The 24,233-nt window shown below is 65.8% G+C and carries 22 protein-coding genes; 16 read left to right on the top strand and 6 right to left on the bottom strand.

Annotated features, from left to right (window positions below; all coding sequences use genetic code 11):
- Window positions 1–90: 90 nt before the first annotated feature.
- The 3 genes from ABC977_RS14900 to ABC977_RS14890 all read left to right on the top strand — a co-directional run bounded on the left by ABC977_RS14900 (window position 91) and on the right by ABC977_RS14890 (window position 1,900).
- Window positions 91–480 carry a CBS domain-containing protein gene (locus ABC977_RS14900; protein WP_369668063.1) on the top strand — a complete coding sequence of 130 codons (390 nt, stop codon included), beginning with the start codon at window positions 91–93 and terminating at the stop codon, window positions 478–480.
- Between the two features lie 251 nt (window positions 481–731).
- Window positions 732–908: a hypothetical protein gene (locus ABC977_RS14895; RefSeq protein WP_369668062.1), complete on the top strand. Its 177-nt coding sequence runs from the start codon at window positions 732–734 to the stop codon at window positions 906–908.
- A gap of 347 nt (window positions 909–1,255) precedes the next feature.
- On the top strand, window positions 1,256–1,900 hold the full coding sequence (locus tag ABC977_RS14890) for an L-dopachrome tautomerase-related protein (protein ID WP_369668061.1): 645 nt from the start codon (window positions 1,256–1,258) through the stop codon (window positions 1,898–1,900).
- Window positions 1,901–2,025: 125 nt separating this feature from the next.
- On the opposite strand, the gene ABC977_RS14885 is transcribed toward ABC977_RS14890, so the two are convergent.
- On the bottom strand, window positions 2,026–3,069 hold the full coding sequence (locus ABC977_RS14885) for a GlxA family transcriptional regulator (protein ID WP_369668060.1): 1,044 nt from the start codon (window positions 3,067–3,069) through the stop codon (window positions 2,026–2,028).
- A 213-nt stretch (window positions 3,070–3,282) separates the two neighbouring features.
- Here ABC977_RS14885 and ABC977_RS14880 point away from each other — a divergent pair, with 213 nt between their 5' ends.
- From ABC977_RS14880 to ABC977_RS14870, 3 genes are all read left to right on the top strand, one after another.
- Window positions 3,283–4,599, top strand: a complete 1,317-nt coding sequence (locus ABC977_RS14880; protein ID WP_369668059.1) for a tetratricopeptide repeat protein — start codon at window positions 3,283–3,285, stop codon at window positions 4,597–4,599.
- Between the two features lie 152 nt (window positions 4,600–4,751).
- The gene (locus ABC977_RS14875; protein WP_369668058.1) at window positions 4,752–6,899 is read left to right on the top strand and encodes a sigma-54-dependent Fis family transcriptional regulator; all 2,148 of its coding nucleotides are present in this window, start codon (window positions 4,752–4,754) and stop codon (window positions 6,897–6,899) included.
- A gap of 157 nt (window positions 6,900–7,056) precedes the next feature.
- Window positions 7,057–7,614, top strand: coding sequence for an OsmC family protein (locus ABC977_RS14870; protein WP_369668065.1), 558 nt, complete (start codon window positions 7,057–7,059; stop codon window positions 7,612–7,614).
- A gap of 318 nt (window positions 7,615–7,932) precedes the next feature.
- Here the strand turns inward: ABC977_RS14870 and ABC977_RS14865 are convergent, their stop codons facing one another.
- Window positions 7,933–8,160, bottom strand: coding sequence for a hypothetical protein (locus ABC977_RS14865; protein WP_369668057.1), 228 nt, complete (start codon window positions 8,158–8,160; stop codon window positions 7,933–7,935).
- A 632-nt stretch (window positions 8,161–8,792) separates the two neighbouring features.
- Here ABC977_RS14865 and ABC977_RS14860 point away from each other — a divergent pair.
- A complete protein-coding gene (locus tag ABC977_RS14860) occupies window positions 8,793–9,227 on the top strand; it encodes a DUF2242 domain-containing protein (protein ID WP_369668056.1) in 435 nt (144 codons plus the stop codon).
- Between the two features lie 220 nt (window positions 9,228–9,447).
- Here ABC977_RS14860 and ABC977_RS14855 read toward each other — a convergent pair whose 3' ends face one another.
- The 3 genes from ABC977_RS14855 to ABC977_RS14845 form a co-directional block, all read right to left on the bottom strand.
- Entirely contained in the window at window positions 9,448–10,260 is an 813-nt protein-coding gene (locus ABC977_RS14855) for a TatD family hydrolase (protein ID WP_369668055.1), read from the bottom strand.
- Window positions 10,261–10,393: 133 nt separating this feature from the next.
- A complete protein-coding gene (locus ABC977_RS14850; protein ID WP_369668054.1) occupies window positions 10,394–11,137 on the bottom strand; it encodes an NYN domain-containing protein in 744 nt (247 codons plus the stop codon).
- A gap of 61 nt (window positions 11,138–11,198) precedes the next feature.
- Window positions 11,199–11,738 carry a DUF2058 domain-containing protein gene (locus ABC977_RS14845; RefSeq protein WP_369668053.1) on the bottom strand — a complete coding sequence of 180 codons (540 nt, stop codon included), beginning with the start codon at window positions 11,736–11,738 and terminating at the stop codon, window positions 11,199–11,201.
- A gap of 588 nt (window positions 11,739–12,326) precedes the next feature.
- On the opposite strand from ABC977_RS14845, the gene ABC977_RS14840 reads away from it, so the two are divergent.
- The 4 genes from ABC977_RS14840 (at window position 12,327) to ABC977_RS14825 (ending at window position 17,099) form a co-directional block, all read left to right on the top strand.
- A complete protein-coding gene (locus ABC977_RS14840; protein WP_369668052.1) occupies window positions 12,327–12,842 on the top strand; it encodes an OmpH/Skp family outer membrane protein in 516 nt (171 codons plus the stop codon).
- Window positions 12,843–13,197: 355 nt separating this feature from the next.
- Window positions 13,198–13,434, top strand: a complete 237-nt coding sequence (locus ABC977_RS14835; protein WP_369668051.1) for an HP1242/YdcH family protein — start codon at window positions 13,198–13,200, stop codon at window positions 13,432–13,434.
- Window positions 13,435–13,522: 88 nt separating this feature from the next.
- The gene (locus ABC977_RS14830; protein ID WP_369668050.1) at window positions 13,523–14,167 is read left to right on the top strand and encodes an MBL fold metallo-hydrolase; all 645 of its coding nucleotides are present in this window, start codon (window positions 13,523–13,525) and stop codon (window positions 14,165–14,167) included.
- Window positions 14,168–14,240: 73 nt separating this feature from the next.
- Window positions 14,241–17,099 (top strand): DUF349 domain-containing protein, encoded by a 2,859-nt coding sequence (locus ABC977_RS14825; RefSeq protein ID WP_369668049.1) that lies wholly within the window; start codon window positions 14,241–14,243, stop codon window positions 17,097–17,099.
- A 30-nt stretch (window positions 17,100–17,129) separates the two neighbouring features.
- Here ABC977_RS14825 and ABC977_RS14820 read toward each other — a convergent pair whose 3' ends face one another.
- Window positions 17,130–17,618, bottom strand: a complete 489-nt coding sequence (locus ABC977_RS14820) for a universal stress protein (protein ID WP_369668048.1) — start codon at window positions 17,616–17,618, stop codon at window positions 17,130–17,132.
- Window positions 17,619–18,068: 450 nt separating this feature from the next.
- On the opposite strand from ABC977_RS14820, the gene ABC977_RS14815 reads away from it, so the two are divergent.
- The 5 genes from ABC977_RS14815 (at window position 18,069) to speA (ending at window position 24,055) form a co-directional block, all read left to right on the top strand.
- Window positions 18,069–19,487 carry an acetyl-CoA carboxylase biotin carboxylase subunit gene (locus tag ABC977_RS14815; protein ID WP_369668047.1) on the top strand — a complete coding sequence of 473 codons (1,419 nt, stop codon included), beginning with the start codon at window positions 18,069–18,071 and terminating at the stop codon, window positions 19,485–19,487.
- A gap of 17 nt (window positions 19,488–19,504) precedes the next feature.
- Window positions 19,505–21,325 (top strand): sodium-extruding oxaloacetate decarboxylase subunit alpha, encoded by a 1,821-nt coding sequence (oadA, locus tag ABC977_RS14810; RefSeq protein WP_369668046.1) that lies wholly within the window; start codon window positions 19,505–19,507, stop codon window positions 21,323–21,325.
- Between the two features lie 18 nt (window positions 21,326–21,343).
- Window positions 21,344–21,763, top strand: coding sequence for a YajD family HNH nuclease (locus ABC977_RS14805; RefSeq protein ID WP_369668045.1), 420 nt, complete (start codon window positions 21,344–21,346; stop codon window positions 21,761–21,763).
- 48 nt (window positions 21,764–21,811) lie between these two features.
- Window positions 21,812–22,072 carry a hypothetical protein gene (locus tag ABC977_RS14800; RefSeq protein WP_369668044.1) on the top strand — a complete coding sequence of 87 codons (261 nt, stop codon included), beginning with the start codon at window positions 21,812–21,814 and terminating at the stop codon, window positions 22,070–22,072.
- Between the two features lie 102 nt (window positions 22,073–22,174).
- Entirely contained in the window at window positions 22,175–24,055 is a 1,881-nt protein-coding gene (speA, locus tag ABC977_RS14795) for a biosynthetic arginine decarboxylase (RefSeq protein WP_369668043.1), read from the top strand.
- The last annotated feature ends 178 nt before the right edge of the window (window positions 24,056–24,233 follow it).

Genomic DNA, 24,233 nt, shown 5'->3' with positions numbered 1-24,233 from the left:
AACTAAGCAATACTACTGGCCCACGAATCGAGTTAAGACCATCCCGGCGACAACGAGAAGGAGAATTCCCCTATGCGAGTCGGAGATTACATGACTCAGAAGGTCTACACTGTGTCCGAGCGGACGAGCATTAAGGAAGCCGTCCGGATGCTCCTGCCGCATCATATTCGCCATTTGCCGGTCACCAATGGCTCCAGGCTCGTGGGGATAGTGACGGATCGCGACATCCGTCGAGCGTCACCCGGGCTGCTATCGGGTATCGGACGGGAGGACTACGAGCAGGTTCTCCTGACCACCCCGGTCTCCCGGATCATGACCAGAGAGCCGGTAACGGTGACGCCGGATACCCCGCTGGTGGATGCGGTGCGGCTGATGGTCGAGAAGAAATTCGGGAGTTTTCCCGTAGTGGAGGGCGACCATCTGGTGGGCATTTTCACCGAGATTGACGCGTTGAAAGTTCTCCTGGAGAAAATGCAATAGCTCCTGGCATCTCGCCCCCTCTTGCCTGGCGAGCCCGGCCGGCAGCCGCTTAGACCCGCTAGCGAGCGTTTGCCAGCATAGCGCGCCAAACCTATGCTGCTTGTCCGAGGCGTCGAGGCGGATGGGCAGCGATAGGCAGTTACTTCGGCTCCAAGGCCACCGCGGGTTTGTGTCAGCCGATTATTGCGCGGATTGCGCTGATACCCCCGCATGACGCCTACATTGAAACCTATCTTGGCGGTGGTGCGATCATGCGGCGCGAGCCGGCGGCGGTGCGCAACATCGGCATTGATCGCCATGCCCTGGCATTGGAAGGGTTTCGCTGCGATTATCCCGTTGAGCGCATTCATGGCTGCGCCCACCGATTGCTGGCCGAGTATTCCTTCAGCGGTCGCGAGCTGGTCTGCGGCGCATTGCCCCTGAGTTAAGCCCCCTTCAACGGCAGCGCTTAGGGTTAGGGTAGAAGCCCTGTATTTTTGGCGGGCTTCATTTTGCGCGGTGCCGAGCGATCCGGTCGCACCGCCTCCACGCTAGCCGCCATGGCTAACAGCAGTGTGGCGACGACTTCCTGGCCACCGAGGCCCGAAAGCAACCGGGCACCGGCATGCTTCATCTTTTTTCAGCTGCTCGTGTATTGGGTCGGCGAACTGGAATTCAGCCGGCCGAATCAGCCTTGGTCGGTCATCGCTCGCCTGCACCATCGCTCGCCCGGCTTCGGCCTGGTCGCCGACAAGGGCGGATCGAATTTCCTTGCGTTGGGGGTCAGGCGCCGGTTTTGACATTCGGCCGTCGGGGTTCGAATCGCGTCCGCAGCCGCAAGGCTTCGCAGCGAGGTCTTCCAACCATCCGATGCGCCATGCCCATCCGTCCGCTTCCCGATCTCCTGGAAGGAGACGGGCGAACGCGTCGTCGCTTCGACGGCCGGCCGGCCGAGATTCTAGGCCAGGACGGCGAACCCTTCCGTCCACGGGTGGGCATCAATCCGTTCGCCATCGATGCCAACGGCGAGTGGCTCTACTTCGGCCCCATGACCGGCGAAACCATGTACCGCATCCACACCGCCGACCAGCGCGACCCGGGGCTTGACCGCGCGCAACTGTCGGACCGCGTCGAAAGGTATGCCGACAAACCGATCGGAGACGGCATTAGCGTCGATGTGGCAGGCAACATCTACATCAGCGCGATCACGGACCATGCGATCGGAGTGATCGGCACGGATCGCCGCTACGAGGTCCTGTTCGAGGACGATGAACGGCTGCTGTGGCCCGATGCCTTCAGCTACGGGCCGGATGGCAAGATGTACGTGGTGGCCAATCAGCTTCATCTCGGGCCGGTTCTGAATGCCGGCGAAGATGAGACAAAGCCGCCTTACTACATCCTCCGCTTCAAGCCGCAAGCCCCCGGCACGGTCGGCCGCTGATCGCTGCCGCGCGGAGCGGCGATCGGCACTTCCCGCACGGCCGCTGCGGGCATTGAACCCGCTGCTCCCGCTGCCCAGCCTCCCGTGTCAGCGACAGCGCGGGTTTCATCTCGGCGTCAGCGGCCCTATTCCGCACTGCGCAGCACCTCGCGCAGCTGGCCGAACTTGCGCCGGTATTGGGTTGGCGTCAGCTTTACGTCGCGCTTGAACAAGCGGGTGAAGAAGCTCGCGTCCTCGTAGCCGAGGTCCTGCGCAATGGCCTCGACGGGATCGCGGGTCGCCTCGAGCATCTGCTTGGCTTCCTCGATCCGGATCCGGTGAATGTACTCGATCGGGGTCATGTCGGTGGCCTTCTGGAAACGCCGCACCAGTGAACGCTCGGACAGGCCGCTCAAACGCGCCATCGCGGCGACTGGCGCCGGCTCGTTGTAGTGCGTGGCCGCCCAGACCTGGCAGCGCGCGACGACGGCGTCCTCGGTTTGGCGGGTCGCCGACAAGCGGGCGAACGGCTGTTGACCGGCGTGGTGCCAGTCGATCAAATAGATCCGGGCCAGCTGCATCGCGGCGTCGACGCCCGCGAGGCGGGCGATCAGAAACAACCCCAGGTCGAGCCACGACGAGCCCCCACCGGCCATGATCAGCCGCTGCCCGACCCCTGCGGTGACCAGCGAGCGCTGGCGCTGCACCTGTATCTTTGGAAACCGCTCCGCCAGCGCATCGCAGTATGCCCAGTGCGTCGTGGCGGCCTCCCCGTCCAGTAACCCCGCTTCGGCCAACAGCAACGACCCCGAACAGGCCGCGGCGATGATCGCGCCGTTGCGGTAGCAATCTTGCAGCCACGCGATCTCGGCGTCGAACCGACCGGTCAGCCGGTCCGATGGCGCGACCAGGATTTCGGGAATACAAACCAGGTCCGGGGTGGGGATGTCGGCGAGTCGGGCGTCAGGGATCACGGTGACCCCATTGGCGATGGCAAGGGGACCCGCGCGCGCGGCGACGATCCGCGGGCGAACCAACGCGGGGCCCGGCTCCCCGTGCACGATCATGCCCCAATCGCGGCCCGCCGAGTGCAGCAGATCGCTGAGCCCGTACATCACCGAGGCGGTCGCCTCCGGGAAGGCAAGGATCGCGGCATCGGCGGGCCGGTTCGTCTCGGAAAGACCAGTCATGGCGGAAACGTCCTGCTCTCGTCCGAATCGACTAGCGGGATCCTCGGCCCCCGCCGGTATGCTGGATCTCACAGCAACGGGCTGCACGGACCCTGATCCCCGACGGCCAAGCGGATGACCGGCCGTGCCGGGATAGGATGGGACCCGCCCGCCGTTGCGAGACGACCGTCACCCTGAACCGACGCCGGCCGAGGCCGGCCTGGAGAGGACAAGATGAAACAAAGCGATCTGCTTGGCAACCCGGTGACCGGGGCCACCGACGAGGCGCTGGAGAAGTACGCGCAGGCCCTGCACCAGTTCAACTGCTACCGGGGCGATCCGGTGGCGACGATCGCGGCGGCGACCGCCGAGGCGCCGGATTTCGCGATGGGACATCTGCTACATGCGTGGCTGCACCTGCTCGGCACCGAACCCGATGCCGTGACGGTGGCCCAAGCGGATCTCGACCGGGTGCAACGGCTGCCGCTCAGCCACCGCGAGCGCGGCCACCACGAGGCCGCGAAAGCCTTCGCCGCCGGCGAATGGCACCGCGCCGGGCGCATCCTCGAGGACGTGTCGATCGACTATCCGCGCGACGCCCTGGCCCTGCAAGCCGGGCATGTGGGCGACTACATGCGTGGCGATCCCCGGATGATCCGGGACCGCATCGCCCGCGCACTGGGCCGCTGGAGCCGCGCCGACCCCGGCTATCACGCCGTGCTGGGCATGTTCGCGTTCGGCTGCGAGGAGAACGGCGACTATCGACGCGCGGAGAACTACGGCCGCCGCGCCCTGGACCTGGAGCCGAAGGATGCCTGGGCCCACCACGCGGTGGCCCATGTCTTCGAGATGGAGGGTCGCAGCCGCGACGGGATCGCCTGGATGCGCGATCGTGAGGCCCAGTGGGCCGAGGACAACTTTCTCGCCGTTCACAATTGGTGGCATTGGGCCCTGTTCCATCTCGACCTGAACGAGATCGATGCGGTGTTGGCCTTGTTCGACGGCCCGATCCACGGCCCTCGTTCCCGGATGACGGTCGACCTGATCGACGCCTCGGCGTTGCTTTGGCGGCTCCAATTGCGCGGGATCGACGTGCGCCGCCGCTGGCAGTCGCTGGCCGACATCTGGCGCGAGGTCGCTCGACCTGGCCTGTATGCCTTCAACGATTTCCACGCGATGATGGCCTGGGTGGCCAGCGGCGATCAGGCGCGCGCCACCCAATGGATCGCGGCCCAGTCGGCCCAGGACCCGGGCCGTACCGGCGATCACGCTGCGATCGCGCGATCCGTCGGCCGGCCGCTGCTGGAGGCCCTCGCCGCGTTCGACCGCGGCGATGACGAGGCCGCGGCGACGCGCCTGCGCGACGTGCGGCCGATCGCCCATCGCTTGGGCGGCAGCCACGCCCAGCGCGACCTGATCGACCTGACGCTGATCGAAGCGGCCCGACGCAGCGGCCACCTGCCGCTGACGCGGGCTCTGGTCGCAGAACGTGTCCAGGTGAAACCCGGCAGCGCCTATAACCAGGCCCTGGATCTGCGCACCGCAGCCTGAGGCCGCACGGCGGCCGGTGGTCCCGGTCATTCGATCGGCCACCCGAGCCCCCCACGAAACGCCGCGCCGAGGTCAACACCTGACCTCGGTCGTGGCAAGGGTTCAGATCCGCCAACGAAATGTCGGCCTTGAAGACTGTGGCGGTCAACGCCATGGATAGATATCGTCCGGAAGTTCTTGGCATCGAACTGGGCTTCCGCTGCGGGACCGCGGCATCCGGGCTTCGTCGCAACGGAAGCCTGATCCCGTTGCCGCGGGCCGCTGGGCCGAACACCGAGTCGGCATCGAAGGCCGACCTCTGCTCTGGAGCCATCTCGAGTCACCATCCAATGGACACCGAGGCGACGACCGCTTCGCGCGTCGACCAGCGCGTGGTTCAAGAGATCTTCAACGGCGTCGCCGCGGAAACCGGCAAGGCCTTCTTCGACGCGCTGGTGCGACACCTGGCACGCGCGCTTCAAGTACAGTCTGCGTGGGTCACCGAGTGGCTGCCGGACGCGCAACGTCTGCGGGCGCTGTCATTTTGGTCGCGTGGTCACCAGGTACCCGACTACGAGTACCGCATCCAGGGCACCCCCTGCGAGGCGGTGATCTTCGAGCAGCGGCTGGTCGTGGTACCGGAGCGGGTCATTCAACTCTACCCGGACGACCCCGACTTGGCCCCGCTCGGCGCGGTCAGCTATATGGGCCTGCCACTTCGGGACGCCGATGGCGAGGTCCTCGGCAACCTGGCGATCCTCGACGACCACCCTCTCGCCGTGGACCCCACTCGGCAGGCGGTGTTCCACATCTTCGGGGCGCGTGCGGCGGCCGAACTGGGACGCCTGCGCCGGGACCGCGCGTTGCGTGAAAGCGAACGGCAACTCGCGATGCTGATCGACAGCGCGATGGACAGCATCCTCGAACTGGACGCGACCTTGCGGGCGGTGCGCATCAACCGTGCCGCCGCGACATGCTTCGGATGCGACCCGGATGCGGCTACGGGGGCGACCATCGAACAGCTGTTCGCCGCCGATTCATGCGACCGGCTGCGCGAGCTCTCAGCCCTCTTGCAAGGCGATGCGGCCACCACCAACGCGCTCTGGATTCCCGAGGGATTGCAGGGCCAGCGGGCAGACGGTACGGCCTTTCCTGCCGAAGCTACGCTGTCGCGCTTCGAGTCCGGCGGCCAGGCCTTCTTCACGCTGATCCTGCGCAATGTCGAAGACCGACTGGCCGCGGAGGTGCGGTTGCGCGCGCTGACCGACGAGACCGCGGCCCTGCGCGCCGAACTCAACGCCCTGCGCGGCTTCGAGGAGATCATCGGCACGAGCCCGGCACTGAGGAGCCTGCTCCACGACATCGAGCGCGTCGCCCCGAGCGATGCCACGGTACTGATCACAGGTGAAACGGGCACCGGCAAGGAACTGATCGCACGGGCGATCCACCGACATAGCCGCCGTCGCGACGGCCCGCTGGTCAAGGTCAACTGCGCCGCGATCCCGGCGAACCTTCAGGAAAGCGAGTTCTTCGGCCATGAGAGGGGCGCCTTCACTGGCGCCACGCAGCGCCGCGAAGGGCGGTTCCAACTCGCCGACGGCGGCACCCTGTTCCTCGACGAGCTCGGTGAGATGCCGCTCGACCTGCAAGCGAAGCTGCTGCGGGTGTTGCAGGAAGGTGAATTCGAGCCCGTCGGAAGCGGCCGCACCGTGCACATCGACGTGCGTGTGATCGCCGCCACCAATCGGGATCTCGCCGCGATGGTCAACGAAGGCCGCTTTCGCGAGGACCTGCTGTACCGGCTGAACGTCTTTCCACTGAAGGCACCGCCGCTGCGCGAGCGCGGCGACGACGTCGTGCTGCTGGCCGAGGCGATCGCGGCCCGCGTGGCACGGCAGCAGGGCGCCACGGCTGCGTCGCTCGGCGAGGCCGACCGCGCGCGGCTGAAGGCCTACACCTGGCCGGGTAACATCCGGGAACTGGAAAACCTGATCGAGCGCGCCTGGATCACCGGCCTCGACACCCCGGGCGGCCGCGTGTTGAACCTCGCGCGGGTGCTGTCCGACGTGTCGACGGCAGACCCGGCCTCGGGTTCGCATCCGGCGGCCGCAGCGCGCGCCGAGGCTCCGGTACTGACCGTCGACGAGATGCTCGAGTTCGAGCGCGCGAACCTGCTGCGCGCGCTGGAGGCGTCACACGGCAAGCTGTCCGGACCCGGTGGCGCGGCCGAGCTTCTCGGTCTGCACCCGAACACCCTCGCTTACCGAATGAAGGCGCTCGGCCTCACGAAAACTCGGGAGCTGCGCCACGAAAATTCGTGATTCACGGGATTTCGGCATCCGTGACCGACAGCTGTTTTCTCCTAAATGATTGCTTTTTATTGAATTAAAATCATTGGCATCCCGATTGCTTTAGTCAGGGTGCGGCACCCAAGAATGCCGCTTCGAAAACCCTGAACCAGAGGAGATCGAGATGGACATGCAAACCAAGACGACGATCAACGGCCTGAACCAGCAGCAGATGATGGACACCATCGGTGCGATCCAGGGCAATCCGGGGCTCGCCAACTTCGTGTTCCGCGCCCGCAACCGCTGGATCAGCGGCGGCGAGAACCGCTCGACGATCCGCGACTTCTACGGTGCCGGCGCCGAGGACAGCTCGCGCACCCAGGACTTCGTCTACACCAACGGCGAACCACCGGTCCTACTCGGCAGCAACGAGGGGGCCAACCCGGTCGAGTACCTGCTCCACGCGCTCGCCGGCTGCGTGACCACCACCTTCGTGCTGCACGCAGCGGCACGCGGCATCGAGATCCAGGAATTATTCACCGAGCTCGATGGTGACATCGACCTCAATGGGTTGCTGGGCCTGGATGAGAGTGTCAATCCGGGCTATCAGCAAATTCGGATGCGCCTGCACGTGAAGGCCGACTGCAGTGAACAGGAACTCGACGACCTGCTGAGCTACACGCAAGCCCGCTCACCGGTCTGCAACACCGTCTGCCGCCCGATCCCGGTCCAGGTCACCCGCGCCTGATCATCGGGGGAGGCGGCTCGGATGACAGGAAGGATCGCGGGTCGGCGCCGCCAACGGTCGACCCGCGCTTTCAGCGTCCGTCCTGCGCGCCACGGAGCGAAGCGACGGATCCACCGCCGAGTCGGCGGTGGTTAGGCCGACCACAAGCGGGAACAGACGCTCACCGTTGCCGCGCAGCGCACCGCCACCGCCGGACCGTCCCGCTGCACTGCGCAGCCGAACGTGCCCATCGGCCCGGCCTGGGGTTATGGTTGCGGCGAAATCGCGGTCACGGTGAAATCGGGGTCAGACCCCGCATCCATTCTATCGCGTTCCGTCTTACGCGGGAGAGGCGAGCTCCAGTCGCCTTTCGACACGCTCGAGCCTGTCGCTGACGCGATCGAATCGAACTGATTGCTCGGCCAAGAAGACGTGGAGCTGAGCCACATCCGTCTCCAAACGCCCCAGTCGGGCCTTGATCTCCCGGACGTCCTCCCGGATCTCCCTCTGGTTGTCCAGGATCTTCTGCGTCATCTGCATGAGGAGATCCAAGCTTGGCTCGGGCATCGTGTTTACCTCCCATTCTGCGCATGGTCGATGACGTGGGTCGGGCATCCCGATGTTCCGAGTGTAGCATCTACCCCCCAGACCTTGGCGAACGCGGAAGGTGCCTTGTGCCGACGGCGGCGAGCGTCTGCGACTTCAGCGTCCGGCACGTGCGCCACGGAGCGGAGCGTGTAAACAGCGTGTAAGCAGGCACGGACCCCATTTCCCCGGCTGGTGTCGAAACCCGCCACGACCGGGTCGAAGCGATGCTCCACTTGAATCCGCTGGATCCTTCTCCCGCTTGAGTGTCCGACACATCGGGTACCGGCCACGTTTGATCGTTCGCTTGTCGCGCAAGGGCGGAGAGACGGGCCCTGATGCCCGGCCCCGTCTCTCCGAAGCCGTCAGCGGCGCGCTTCGCAGAGCGACGGGTCCATCGCCGAGCCGGCGGCGGTTAGGCCGGCCACCATCGGGGACAGACGATCGCCTTTGCCGTGCCTCGCATCAACAAGCGCTGGACCGCCCTGCCGCGGTATGGGGCCGGAGCTGCCCATCGGCCCAAACTGGGGTTATGCTTGCCCCCGGTTTCCTTCGTCCGACAGCCTGCCATGACTCCGCGTTTGTCTGCCCGTGCCGTGTTGCCGATCTTGCTGATGAGCCTGGCGCTCGGCGGCTGCCTCAGCGGCAGCCACAACCTCGTGCCCGAGTCTTTCAGCTCGGACGACACCTTTTCGCGCAGCTACCCGCTGCCGCCGGCGCAGGCCTGCGAGGCCGCGCGGCGGGCCCTTCTCAGCCAGGGTTACACGGTCGCCGTTGCAAGGGCCGACGCGGTCGAAGGCAGCAAGAACTTCCAGCCCAGGGATGAGGTCCACGAGCAGTTATCGGTGCGGATCTCCTGCGCGGCCGAGGAACAGCAGGGTAGCTGGGTGTTCGTCAGCGCGGTGCTGGACCGTTACAGTGTGAAGAAGAACCCGACCTCGGCCAGTGTCGGCGTCGGCGGGATCGGCTCGGTCTCGCTGCCGATCCGCGCGAGCGATGATTCGCTGGTGCGGGTCGCGAGCGTGACGCTGCAGGATGCGGATTTCTAAAGCGCCTTTTTCGACCGAGTCGACCAGTTTCTGCCGCGCACGAAACCTCGGCCGGCCGCCGAGGCCGCACGAGGCTCGGATCCGTCCGCAGCGACGGCCACATCGGCCCCAGCGCCCCCCCAGCCAGCGCCCCCTCCCGTCCGATCGCCGCGCCCCCAAACCTCGGCCGCAAGCCCACGCCCAGAGGCTGCCGATTGATATCCGGGGACGCGCGTCGCGCTCACAGGCGCAGTAGCGCGCGGGCGTTCGCCGTGGTTCGGGCCGCGAGCCATGCCGGATCCTCGCCGCGAACCTCGGCCAGCGCAGCCAAGACTTCCGGAAGGTATTCTGGGCTATTGCGCTCGCCCTGATGGCTCGCGACCGTCAGGTCCGGGGCATCGGTCTCGAGCACGATCGCCTCGATCGGCACGGCCGTCGCGAGCCGACGCAGTCGCGTCGAACGGGCGAAGGTCAGCATGCCGCCGAAGCCGACGAGGAAGCCGAGCTCCCGATACCGCTCCGCCTGCTGCACGCTGCCGTTGAAGGCGTGGACGATGCCACCGCGGACCGGGTGCCGACGCAGTGTCGCGAGGACCTGATCGTGGGCACGGCGCACATGGAGCAGCACCGGCAGATCGGCGCTTCGGGCGATCGCGAGCTGCGCCTCGAACAGGGCTTGCTGGCGTTCCCGATCCAGGCCCGGGACGAAGAAATCGAGCCCGATCTCGCCGATCGCGACCGGCGCGCGCTCGGCAATCATTCTCTCCAATTCAACCAGATCAGCGCCCCGATGGTCGGCAACGTACACCGGGTGCAGGCCCAGCGCCGGGTACAGGTCCGGTTCCCGCTGGCACAGTTGGCACAGGTCATGCCAGCCGTCCGCCGCAATCGCCGGGATCACCTGCGCGACGACGCCCGCCGTGCGGGCTCGTGCCAACACCGCGTCGCGGTCGGCCGCGAAATCGGCGACGTCGAGGTGGCAATGGGTGTCGATCAGCTCTGGGGGTCGAGGCATCGGCAACGACAGCCGCGACGGCGGGCTCGTGTGTTCCATTCGAAGCAACTATGGCGGCCGTCGACCGAGATCAAGGCCGGCGCGACGCCTTCGCGGTGTCGAAGGAAAACAGGAAACGCGAGGGTTTCGCAGAACGGAAACTGGTCGCCCATCATGCGATCACCGGGAGGGGTCAGGTGCCGACGGCCTTCTTGTCCCGGATGTACAGGGCCTTGTGCGGTCCTTCGCCGATCAGACGCTCATCGACATCGAACAGTTGAATGGCCTTGACCAAGCCGCTCAGCTTCGCATAGCCATAGTTGCGCGAGTCGAATTCCGGCGCGCGCTTCGCGATCGTCGACCCGACCGCCCCGAGACCAGCCCAGCCGCCATCATCGGCCTCGGCATCGACCGCCAGCCGCAACAGATGGACCAGCTTGGTATCGCGTTTGAGCTCCTTGGCGCTCTTGCGCTGCGGCGGTTCCCCGTCATCGTCCTCGCGCAGCAGCTCGGTGAAGACGAACTTGTCGCACGCCGCGACGAAGGGCTCCGGGGTCTTCTTCTCGCCGAACCCGTAGACGACGGTGCCCGATTCCCGCAAACGCGAAGCCAGCCGCGTGAAGTCGCTGTCGCTCGACACGATGCAGAAACCCTCGTAGTTCCCGGTGTAGAGCAGATCCATCGCATCGATCATCATCGCGCCGTCAGTGGCATTCTTGCCCTTGGTGTAACGGAACTGCTGGATCGGCTGGATCGAGTAGCGCAGCAGCGTATCCTTCCAGCCACCCAGGTTCGGCAAGGTCCAGTCGCCGTAGATGCGCTTGACATGGGCCGTGCCATATTTCGCGATCTCGGCCAGCAAACCCTCGACGATCGCCGGCTGGGCATTGTCGGCATCGATCAACACGGCCAGTCGCCGGTTGTCTCCATCGGCCATCCTTTCGATTCTCCTTTATGCCCTCGTCCGCCTCGGCGTCCGCCGCCCGGGCGAGGGCGATTCACCACATCAGGTCGTCCGGTACCTTGTAATCGGCGTACTCATCGTCCGAGTCGAGGTCCTGACCAGGTTTGTTGTAGACCACGACCCGCTCGGGCTGACGTGCCGTGACCCGCTCGGCCACCTCGGCCGGGATCAGCTCGTAGAAGGTATCCTGCCGCACGACGGCCAAGGTGCCCGCGACCAGCTGCCGCTGCTGCTCGGCGCGCAGGTACAGGCGCTTCAGCGCCGTGCCGTCGGTAAAATTGAAGGCCACGTCACCGCCGTCGCGCGACAGCCGGTGGGCATGGATCAGCTCGCGCAGTTCATTGTCGAGCGCCTTGCGCTGCGCCTCTTCCTGGCGCTGGCGGTTCAGTTCGCGATCGCGTTGCGCCTTCTGCGCTTGGGCCTGACGGGCCTGTTCTCGTGCCGGATCGACCGGCGCCGATCGTCCTTTCGCAACGGGTTTGACCTGCTTGCGCTTCGTCGAACGCGCCTGCTTGAGCCGTTGCTCATTAACAAGACCGGCCTTGAGTAGTTGTTCCTGAAGGGAATTGCCCACCTTGAAGGATCTCCTGGCAATGCTCGCCACACCCCGAGCGAAGCGGTAATCGACGACCACGACCGCTCAGATGCGAAGTCGCGCTCGCCGTTTCGCTGCGGCAAGCATGGAACAGCGCCGGCGACAAGGCAAGAGGCAGCATGCGGTCCGCTCGTTCCAGCGGGGACGCGGCACGCAGACCCCAGACGCCTGCGACCCACGCGATGACGAGAACGCGGCCTTATCGGGAACCCGAGCCCGCAAGATTCAAGGCTCACCGCGCTGAATCGAGCCCAGAGTAGACCACTAAAAGCCATACCTTCCGCGATCCCGGCCGGTTAGAATCAGCCGCTCGGCAGAACATCGCCCCGGCGTCCGCTGACCCGCAGGCCGCGGGCACGAGAATCCAGGCCACCCGGGGCCAAGAACGCGGGGTGGCGTGGCCGCTGCGGCCATCACACGAAGCGATGCGACCCTCACCGAGGCCGATTCAACCCGGCCTCAGGGCACCCGCTTCCGATGATGACCGGGCCGCAGCCGCAACATGCCCTGGCCCGCAAGGTCCGATGCCGACCGGACCGCAACCCAGACCCATGGAGAACGATGAAGATGTTGTTTCGTAGCGCCTGCCTCACCCTCGGCCTCTTGATCGCGGCCCCGGTCCTCGCCGAACAACCGACCAGTATCGGTTATGTCGATATGCAGCAGGTCCTCGAGCGAAGCCAGCTCGGCACGCGCGCCAGGGAGCGTCTCGAGCAGGAGTTCGGCCCGCAGCGGATGGCGTTTGCCCAGGAAGAACAAGCGATCCGCCAGCTTCAGCAAGCGCTGGAACGCGACAAGCCCTTGATGAGCAACGAGCAGATCGGCAAACGCGAAGAGGAGATCAAGACGCGGATCGCACGGTTCCAGGAACAGGCCTCGGCAACCCAGACCCGCCTGATGGAGGAACAGCAAAAGATGACCCAGGAGATCATCGGGCCGGCCCTCGAGGCGGTCGATCAGGTGGCCCGCGAACGGCAGGTCGCGGCCGTCTTCGAACGCGGACAGGCCGGGTTGGTTTATGTCGACGAAGCGCTCGATCTGACGCCCACCGTCATCCAACGGCTCAACGCCAACACGAAGTGACGGACCTCCGCACGACCGCGAGCGACGGACCAGACGGCGAGGCGTGCATCCTGGGCGGCTGTCTCGGCGGCGTTCGTAACATCGACCCCAGCGGCACTTGGCACAGGGCGCGACGGGGCCGGTGCGACACCTCGGAGGGAGTCACCCGAGGTCTGGCGGTTTGGGGGGCAGCCTGATGAACGCGGCCCGCTTTCGTTGGTATCCTTGGGAAACACCGGGTTAAAATGCCTTGTCACCTCGGTGACATGGGCAAACTGAGCCGTTGCAGGTTTCGAATGGCCGCCCACCAAGTCATAGCTCATCATCACCACGCGGTCGAGCCGCCTCGACCGTCTTCGACGAGGACCCGATTTCAATGCTAGGCGAACCCCATGACCTATTCCATGAGTTTCCGGAACTCACGGACAAAATCGCCGCGCTGCGCGCCTCCGATCAGCAGTTTGCCAGTTTGATGGACGAATATGACCAACTCGATGCCCGAGTGCGTTCGCTCGAGGAGGTGGGCGTACCGGTCGCCGACGAAACCATCGAAGACCTCAAGAAGGAACGGCTGCTGCTGAAGGACCGTCTCTACGAGCTCCTGCGCAACTGAAACCGACAACCTGTCCAACGACGGGCTCGACCCATGTCCGGCCCGCCGGCCTCGAACGACGGCCCAAACCTGCCGAGCTGCCACACCTGTGCCACATCGCATCCTCCCCGTTACGCCCTTTCAACAGAACTGCACCCTGCTCTGGTGCGACGCCACGCGCGAGACCGCGATCGTCGATCCCGGCGGCGATCTGGAACGGATCCATCAGGCCATTTCCGACGACCGGTTGATTCCGACCCAGATCTTGTTGACGCATGGCCACATCGACCATGTCGGAGGCGCCGCACGACTGGCCCGCGAGCTGTCCGTACCCATCGCCGGACCTCATCCCGACGATGCCTTCCTGCTCGAATCTCTGCCCCAGCAAAGTCAGATGTTCGGGCTGCCGAAGGTCGACGCGCTGACACCGGATCGCTGGCTGACGGTCGATGACGAGATACGGATCGGTCACCGCGTCCTGACCATCGTCCACTGCCCTGGCCACACGCCGGGGCATCTGGTATTCGTGGACCTCGATGACCGCCTCGCGCAGGTCGGCGATGTGCTGTTCGCCGGCTCGATCGGCCGCACCGATTTCCCGCGCGGAAACCACCGGGATCTGCTCGACTCGATTCGCCAACGGCTGTTCCCGCTCGGCGATGACATCCGCTTCATCCCTGGCCACGGCCCGATGTCGAGCTTTGGTGAAGAACGCCGCCACAACCCCTTCGTTGGCGACCGGGCAACCTACTGACCAGTCTCCACCCGCCCCGGGGCGCGCCGGTCCGCGCATGCGAGCAACAAGACGCAGAGGTCGATAGAAAGCGATGATCTTCGAGCGCTTCCTGAAGAAAAGGCGGGTCGATGCCGCGGATCCGCGAGCCCTCGACCGCGAGATCCGCGACAGCGACGATGTCGCGGCGCGCCGCGAGGCCTGCCGGCGCCTGTCGGGTCTCGCGGATCTGCGCCGGATCGCCGCCGCGGATCCGGATGCCGGGGTCCGCGACGTTGCCTGGGCCCGCTACCGTCACCTGCTGTGTGGCCTCGCCGAGCCTCGTCTGCCGCTCGACGAGCGGCTCGCCGAACTGGCCGCGACCGACGATGAACGCACCCTCGAGCAGATCGCAACCACGGCCCACGAGCCGGAGATGCGCCATGCGGCCATCGAGCGCGTCACATCGGCCGCGACCCTTGGCCAGTGCGCGCTGCGCGATCCGCTCGCGGGCAACCGCCAGACCGCTGTCGAGCGCCTGACCGACAAGGCCGCGCTCGAACGGGTGGCACGTGAGATCGGCAAACGGGACAAGCGCGTCTATCGTCTCGCCAAGGACAGACTGAAGGCCATGGCCGAGCAGGAGGCCCGGCCGCTGCGCATCCGCGCACAATGCGCCGAGCTGTGCGAGAAGATCGAGCGACTCGGTCGGTTCGAACAGTGGGAGCAAGACCGCGGCATGTTGGACCTGATCGAACGTGACTGGGCCCGGATCGCGGACGAGGCCGATGAGACCTCGCGCACGCGCTATGATGCCGGACGCGCTCGTTTTCTCGCGGCCTTCGAAGAATACCGCGCGTGGAATGACGAACGCGCAGCCAAGCAACGGGCGCTGGCCGAACGCCACGCGGCCATCGAGGCCTTGCTCGCGGAACTGAATGACGCCGTCGCATCGGGCGACGAGGTCAGGATCGTCGCACTGAGGGAACGGGCCGAACAACTGACCACGGCTGACCCAACAGCCGCCGAGACCAAGAAGACCGGGGCGGACAAGCGCCTCGCCGAAGCCCTCGACCAGCTTCAACAGCAACTGACCCGCTTGCGTGACGACCGCGCCCACCACGAACAGGCACGGGCATTGCTCGTCCGTTTGGCCGACACGCTGGCGCTGACCCAACCCTTGAACAAGGGCCAGGTCCTGCCGCTGATCCAGGATGCACGAAGACTCGGTGGCGACCGCCGGCTCCCGGCTGATCTCGCCGAGGCGTTGCACGAGGCGGGGACCACGCTCGAACAACGCTGGCAAAAACAGCGCCAACACGCCGAGCAGCGGCTCACGCAGGTGCCAGCGAAGCTCGCGGCCCTGACCGAGAGCCTCACCGCCGGCGAGCTCAAGCGGGCCGAACCCCTCCTCCAAAGCCTCCAGGCCACCATCGACCTGGCCCAGGCCAGCGGCTTGCCAAGACAGGCCTACGGCGAGATCCAGCATCACATCCGTGCCACCGCGCCGCGCGTCAAGGAATTGCAAAGCTGGCGACGCTGGGGCGCCGACCAGCAGCGCGAAGCCCTGTGCCAGGCCGTCAACGAATTGGTTGAGCGCGACCTCCCGGACGAGGCCTTGGTCGACGAGCTCAGGCAACTGCAAACGGCCTGGAAGTCGCTCGATCAAGGCGGCGCGCCGGCCGATCAACGTCGCTGGGAACAGTTCCAGGCCAGCGCCGACCAAGTCTACCAGCGTTGCCGCCCCTATCTGGAACGACAGACGGCCGAGCGCGAAGCCAACCGCCGGGCACGTGAACAACTCTGTCAGGAGCTCGAAACCTTTCTCGACCGCGTCGATTGGGACCGGATGGACTGGAAGAAGGCGGTCAAGGCGGAACGCGAGATGCGCCGCTCCTGGTCCGAGCTGGGACCGGTCGAGATCCGCCACCGGCGGCCACTCGAACGCCGGTTCCACGCGGCGCTGAGGCGACTCGACCGACATTTGGACACGGAGCGCACACGGAACCGCCACCTTCGCGAAGAGCTGATCGCCGAAGTCGAGGCGCTGGCCGAGCAGCCGGATCTCGACCGGGCCATCGAGGCCGCCAAGGCCTGTCAACAGCGTTGGCACACGACCGTGCCGGGCCGCAAGGCTGACGAGAACGCCCTCTGGCGGCGGTTTCGCGCCGCTTGCGATCTGGTCTTCGGCCGGCGCCGAGCGCAGATCGAGGCGCGCACCAGCGAACAGCAGGACAATCAAGCGAGCCGCGAAGCCATTTGCGACGAGGCCCTGGCACTGGCGACGAGCGAGGCCTCCGCGAGCGAGATCGAACAGGCCCTGCGCGAGATCGACCAGCGCTGGCGCGACACGAGCCATCTACCGGTGCCGCGACAGGCCGCCGCGGCCATCAGTCAACGCTGGCGTAATGCCCGCCAAACCGTGCGCGACAGCCTCCGACAGCGCAAGGAACGGGACCGCCGCGCCAGCTTCGCCCTCCTCGCCGAACAGGCGGAGATCTGTGCGCTGGTTGAACGGACGGTGACCGACGACCGCCCCGATCCCGATGACCTGGCCGCGCTCAAGACACGCTGGAGCGGACTTCCGCGGCACCCTGACGAGGGCATACAGACAGCGATCGGCGCGCGTTTCGCCACGGCGCTCGCGATGGCCGAGCGCGGCGATCCGCCGCCGCTGGAGCTGCTGGCCGAGAACCAAGAAGAGCGCGAGGCGCTGTGCCTGAAGCTCGAGATCCTGGCCCAGGTCGACTCGCCGGCCGAACGCGTCGGCGACCGGCTGGCCTTGCAGGTCGCCCGCCTGACCGAACGGATGGCCGCCGGCGAGCAGGACCCGCTGGCCAATGCCGCCGGCCTTCTTGCTCAGTGGTACCTGTGCGGCCCGGCGCCCGCCGATCCGGCGCTCGAGCAGCGCTTCGCCCGCGCGTGCGACGCGCTCGAGCAGCGCGGCCAGACAGGCGACGATGACGCGAGCTGACACGTATCGAACACGCCATGCGCCGTCGGCTCACGAACCCTGGTCATCGTCACGCCCGCCGATCGGCACGCAGAGCACATCGCACGATTGCACGCGTAGAACGGCCTTCGATGTCGAGGGCGCGAACAATGCACGCAGGCCGTGGCGGCCCCGATTGCCGATGACGATCAGGTCGACGCCCAACTCGTCGGCCGTCGCGTCGATGCGATACCCGGTCGTCCCGATCTTGATCAGCCGGTCCGGCGGGGGCACGGACAAGATTTCACCCAGTTCATCGAGTTGCGCGCGCGCCAGGGTCAGCAGCTCGTTTTCGAGATCGAAGCCCTTCGGCAAGATCATGTCCCCGGAATAGGACATCGGCATGTACTCGACCGCCGTAGGCAGGTTCGCGAGGATATGCAGCAGTGTCAAACGCGCGCCGAAGATGTCGCGCAGCTGTTTGGCGCGTTCGATCACCGGTTGGCCCTCCGGCGTCAGATCCGTGGCCAGCAATAAATGTCGGTAGGTTGAGTCAGACATGTCCACCTCTAGGTTGCGTCGATGGCCGGCCATTGCCGTGACGAGCGCATCGAAGGCCCCTCGAGACCGCCCGGACGCCGCCACTGGTTAGGGGCCGCCATGTCGTATCCATGCGGGCCAGTACACGAGGACGAAGCACGCCGGACAGGGCGCTCCGCGACGTGCGTCGTCACTGAAGGCCCATGCCAGGGGTTGTTCAAGGTCCCTCGACCCCCCTTAGAGTGTAGGCCAAGTCCGGCGGCTCGCCGCGCCTTGCGCTTTTCGACCCTGCGCCCATCCGGTATATTGCGCCGCAACACGTACCGATTCGGTCTCAGCGCCGCCAACGCACCGCTGACGCGGGAGTTTCGATGATGATTTCGATAGAAGGGCGCTCGACGGGAACACTGGGATCGGTTCGGCCCGAGCGTGATTGACCCGCGCATGTGACACCGCGAGAGAGAGGACCCGATGCTCCGAAAGATCCTGATCGCCAACCGCGGTGAAATCGCCGTGCGCATCATTCGCGCCTGCGCCGAGATGGACATCCGCTCGGTGGCCATCTATTCCGAGGCCGATCGTTATTCGCTGCACGTCAAGAAGGCCGACGAGGCCTACAGCCTCGGCAGCGATCCGCTTGCCGGATACCTGAATGTCCACCGCATCGTGAATCTGGCGCTCGCCACCGGCTGCGATGCGATTCATCCCGGCTATGGCTTCCTGTCCGAGAATCCGGAGCTCGCCCGGGCCTGCGCACGGCGTGGCATCACCTTTATCGGGCCTTCGGCGGCCGTGATCCAGCGCATGGGCGACAAGACCGAGGCGCGGCTTGCGATGCAACGGGCCGGTGTGCCGGTGACCCCGGGCAGTCCTGGGAACCTGGGCAGCCTCGACGAGGCCCTGGCGATGGCCGACGAGATCGGTTATCCGATCATGCTGAAGGCCACATCGGGCGGTGGCGGCCGCGGGATCCGGCGCTGCAACGACGCCACGGAGCTGCGTCAGAACTACGAGCGCGTGATCTCCGAGGCGACCAAGGCCTTCGGTCGCGCCGAGATCTTCATCGAACGCTGCATCGTGAACCCGCGCCATATCGAGGTGCAGGTGCTCGCCGATCAACATGGGCACTGCATTCACCTCTATGAGCGCGATTGCTCGATCCAACGCCGCAACCAGAAGCTGATCGAGATCGCCCCGTCGCCGCAGCTCGACGAGGCCGAGCGGCAATATGTCGGCGGTCTCGCCGTGCTGGCAGCCCGTGCCGTCGGGTACACGAACGCCGGAACCGTCGAATTCCTGCAAGACGCCAACGGCCGCTTCTATTTCATGGAGATGAACACGCGGATCCAGGTCGAGCACACGATCACCGAGTCGATCACCGGCGTCGACCTGGTCGAGGAGCAGATCCGCATCGCGGCCGGACTGCCGTTGCGCTTTCGCCAGGATCAGATCCAGCGCCGCGGCTTCGCGATCCAGTTCCGCATCAATGCCGAGGATCCGAAGAACAACTTCCTGCCGAGCTTCGGGCGCATTTCGCACTATTACGCCCCGGGCGGCCCAGGCGTGCGCACCGATGGCTGCATCTACACCGGCTACCGGGTACCGCCGCACTACGACTCGATGCTCGCCAAGGTCGTCGTCTGGGCACTCAACTGGGACGACGTGGTCGCACGCGGCCGGCGCGCGCTGCGCGACATGGGGGTCTACGGGATCAAGACCACGATCCCCTTCTACCTCGCCATCCTGAACCACCCGGACTTCCGTCGCGGCCATTTCGATACCGGTTTCCTCGAGGCCCATCCGGAACTGCTGGCCTACTCCAGCAAACGGCGCAAGGAGCACATCGCCGCCGCCATCGCCGCCGCCATCGCCGCCCACGCCGGCCTGTAACCCGAGATCGACGAACGATGCCAAAGGTCCATATCACCGATGTCGTCCTGCGCGACGCCCACCAATCCCTGCTGGCCACACGGATGCGGCTTTCCGACATGCTGCCGATCTGTCCGAAGCTCGACGCGATCGGCTACTGGTCCCTCGAGTGCTGGGGCGGGGCCACCTTCGACGCGTGCGTGCGGTTCCTGAAGGAAGACCCCTGGGAACGGCTGCGGCTGCTGCGCGAGGCGCTGCCGAACACGCGGCTGCAGATGCTGCTGCGCGGCCAGAACCTGCTCGGCTACCGCCACTATTCGGATGACGTGGTGCGCGCCTTCGTCGCGCGCGCCGCGGACAACGGCATGGACGTCTTTCGGATCTTCGATGCGCTGAACGACCTGCGCAACCTGGTGACCGCGATCGAGGCGACCAAGGCGGCCGGCAAGCACGCCCAGGGCACCATCTGCTACACCGTGAGCCCGGTCCACGACAGCCGTGGCTTCGTGCAGATGGCCCGCGAGCTGGCCGCGATGGGCTGTGACTCGATCGCGATCAAGGACATGGCTGGCCTGTTGACGCCCTTCGCAACGAGCGACCTGGTCAAGGCGCTGAAGGACGCCGTCGATCTGCCGCTGCATCTGCACTCGCACGCGACCGCCGGCCTCGCCGAGATGTGCCATCTGAAGGCCATCGAGGCCGGTTGCGAGCACATCGACACGGCGATCTCGTCGATGGCCGGCGGGACCTCGCACTCGCCAACCGAAAGCCTGGTCGCGGCCCTGCGCGACACGCCCTACGACACGGGCCTGGATCTCGAGAAGATCCAGGAGATCGGCATGTATTTCTATCAGGTCCGCAAGCGTTACCACCAGTTCGAGAGTGAGTACACGGGCGTCGACACGCGTGTCCAGACCAACCAGGTCCCGGGCGGCATGATCTCGAATCTCGCGCATCAGCTGAAGGAACAGAATGCACTCGACCGGATGGCCGAGGTCCTCGCCGAGATTCCACGGGTTCGCGCCGACCTCGGCTATCCACCCTTGGTGACGCCGACCTCGCAGATCGTCGGCACCCAAGCCGTGCTCAACGTGCTGACCGGCAAGCGCTACCAGACCATCACCAATGAGGTGAAGCGCTACCTGCAGGGCGGCTACGGACAAGCACCGGCCCCGGTCGAGCCGACTCTGCAACAGCAGGCCGTCGGCAAGGAAGAATTGATCGAGTGTCGCCCGGCGGATCTGCTGAAGGACGAAATGGACAAGCTCACGGGCGAGATCGGCCCACTCGCCGAAACGCCCGAAGACGTCCTGACCTATGCGATGTTTCCGGAGATCGGACGCACCTTCCTCGAACACCGGGCTGCCGGCACGCTGGTGCCGGAGCCGCTCGAGCCACCGCCGACCGAGCGCGAGAATCAGCACGCGCCGACCGAATTCAACGTCGCGATCCACGGCGAGACCTACCACGTCAAGGTCACCGGCGCCGGCCACAAGGAGCAGTCCGAACGGCACTTCTATCTGGCCATCGACGGCGTCCCCGAGGAGGTCGTCGTCGAGACCCTCGACGAGCTGGTCCTGAGCGGCGGCGCGTCCGGCGCTCAGCACAAGGGCACGACCAGCAAGCGGCCAAAACCGACCAAGGAGGGGCATGTCACGACCTCGATGCCCGGCAACATCGTCGATGTCCTCGTCGCCGAGGGTGACCAGGTCGAGGCCGGTCAACCGCTGCTGATCACCGAGGCGATGAAGATGGAGACGGATATCCAGGCGCCGATCTCGGGCACTATCACCGCGGTCTATGTGTCGAAGGGTGATGCAGTCAATCCGGACGAGGCTCTCGTCGAGATCACACCCTGACGCGAGGTGCACCCGGTCATGAACAGCCGCCAGCAAGGTCCCCGACACCCGAAGACCGGCCAGCCGATCGATACCGCGAAGCTCGATCGGATCGTGGCCGAGGCCCGTCAGGCCCGCGACGACCGGGAACAGGGTTATCGCGAACAGGCCTTGAAGCTTTATCCCTGGGTCTGCGGCCGTTGCGGAAGAAACTTCGAACGCGCCAATCTGCGCGAGCTGACGGTTCACCACAAGGACATGAACCACGATAACAACCCGCCGGATGGCAGCAATTGGGAGCTCTTGTGCCTCTATTGCCATGACAACGAACACCAGAAGTACGAAGAGCACATGGCGGCGGTCGCGGCCGGGGCTGGGCCCGACGGCGGTCCCGGCCACCAGACCAAATACCGTCCGTTCGGGGACCTGAGCGCCCTGCTGAAGCGCGAGAAGGAATGAACCCGCTCGACATCTTCTTGGAGGCAACTCCGCAAACGCCGAGACCTTATGATCGATACGAATCCTGAAGAACGCTCCGTTCTCGAGGACCGATTCCCGCACCTGATCCCTCGTTTGACCGCCTGCTGGGGTGACCCGAGTTCCTTTGGACTCTTGTTCGAGGACCTGATGTTCGATCGCCGCGGCGGTCGAAGCGGCTGGCCCTTCGATGCTTTTCAGGAACTCGACCTGTTGCAAGAGGTCCATCGGCTCGCCTATGGCCCGAGCGATCCCGCTCGCGATATCTGGGATCAGGCGAAAAGGACCTGATTGACGGGCCTCGGCGTTCGCGCGCGCTGCGCCGTCCGTGGATCGCTCCGGGTCGACCCGGCTACCATAACGCCTTTCTCGATCACGCCGGAGCCTCTCAGCGTGGACCCAACCGTCGCAGATTGCGAACAGATTTACGCCATCCCTCGCTGGGGCGAGGGTTACTTCCGAGTCAATGCATCGGGGCATCTCAGTGTGCGCCCGGACCCAGACCGACCGCAGGAGATCGACCTGGCGCAGGCCACCGAGCGGATCCGCGATGCGGGTTTGTCGCTGCCAATCCTGGTCCGTTTCAACGATATCCTGCGCCATCGCGTCCGGCGCCTGCACGCGGCCTTCGAACAGGCGCGTGCCAAGACCGGCTTCGAGGGCCGCTACGAACCCGTCTATCCGATCAAGGTCAACCAGCAGCGCAGCGTCGTCCGCGAGATCCTCGCCGAGGGCCTGACCGGCCTCGAGGCCGGCAGTAAACCGGAGCTGATGGCCGTTCTGGCCCTATCGCGCCCGGGCGGCCTCGTGATCTGCAACGGTTACAAGGATCGCGAGTACATCCGTCTCGCACTGATCGGCCAGCGTCTGGGAATCCGGGTCTGCATCGTCGTCGAAAAGCTGTCCGAGGTCCCGCTGATCATCGAGGAGGCAGCGCGCCTGGCCATCGCGCCACGCCTCGGGGTCCGGGTGCGGCTCGCCGCGGCGGCGGCCGGGAACTGGCAGAACAGCGGCGGCGAGAAGGCCAAGTTCGGTCTATCGGCCGCGCAGATCCTGGAGCTCGTCGCCCAACTGAGACAAGCCAACGGGCTCGATTGGCTTCAGCTCTTGCACGCCCATCTCGGCTCGCAGATCCCAAACCTGCACGACATCCGCCAGGGTGTGCGGGAACTCGCCCGTTTCTACGCGGAATTGCGCCAGCTCGGCGCGCCGATCGGAATCCTCGACGTCGGCGGAGGCCTCGGCGTCGACTACGAAGGGACCCGCACCCGCACCTATTGTTCGGTCAACTACACGCTCGATGGGTACGCCGAGACCATCGTCGAAACGCTGGTGGCCGCCTGCCGTACGAACGCCCTGCCCCATCCCGACCTGGTCACCGAATCGGGCCGCGCCCTGAGCGCCCATCACGCGGTGTTGGTCACCGAGGTTATCGACCGCGAACCGGCCGGAGGGCTCGCCGTGGCACCGCGAAGCGACGAGTGCGACCCGCTGCTCGAACGGTTGTCCCGCCTCCTGACGAATCTCGATCAGGAACCCGCGCTCGAGACCTTCGAGCAGGCGCAAGAGTTACTGGCCGGCGTTCGCGCGGCCTTCGAGAGCGGTTCGCTCGGCCTGGTCGCCCGCGCCCGCGGCGAGGAACTCTTCTTCGGGCTGTGTCGTGCCTTGCAAGCGCGGTTGCGACCCAGCAACCGCCGCCAACGCGAACTGTGGGATCGCCTCAACGCCCTGCTCGCCGAGCGGCTGTTCTGCAATTTCTCGCTGTTTCAGTCGCTGCCGGATGTCTGGGCCATCGATCAGATCTTCCCGATCGCGCCGCTGCAACGCCTGACCGAACGGCCCACAGTGCGCGCGGTGATCCATGATCTGACCTGTGACTCGGATGGTTGTATCGCCCATTACGTCGACCAGGACGGTGTCGAGACCAGCCTGCCGGTGCATGAGCCGAACAGCAACGGCACCCCTTACCTGATCGGGTTTTTCCTCGTCGGTGCCTACCAGGAAATCCTCGGCGATATCCACAATCTGTTCGGCGACACGGACACCGTCAACCTCGAACTCGATCCGACCGACGAAGCCGGTTACCGGCTGCTCGAGCCCGAACGCGGTGATTCGGCCGACGAGTTGCTCAGTTACGTCCACTTCGAGCCGCGCGAGCTATTGGCCCATTATCGTCGCAAGCTGGATCAGGCCGGGCTTGACCGCGTCACGCGCGAGCAGTATTACGTCGAACTGAAGGCCGGCCTCTTCGGCTACACCTACCTGGAGACCTGAAGCATCGATCGCAGTGTCGACTCTCGCCTGGTCTCGTCGCGCTACGCCGTGAAGTCATCCCCGCGGGCTCGACCGCGAGGTGCCTCTCGCCGAGTGTCGCGGCAACGCCATACGAAAACCTCCGCGACGATCACTACTTGATCGCGCCCGCTGGCTGCCACAGGAACGCGAGTCGGCA

Source organism: Thioalkalicoccus limnaeus, from assembly GCF_041197575.1.
Lineage (GTDB): Bacteria > Pseudomonadota > Gammaproteobacteria > Chromatiales > Chromatiaceae > Thioalkalicoccus > Thioalkalicoccus limnaeus.
This window is presented reverse-complemented; position numbering and strand designations above follow the sequence as displayed.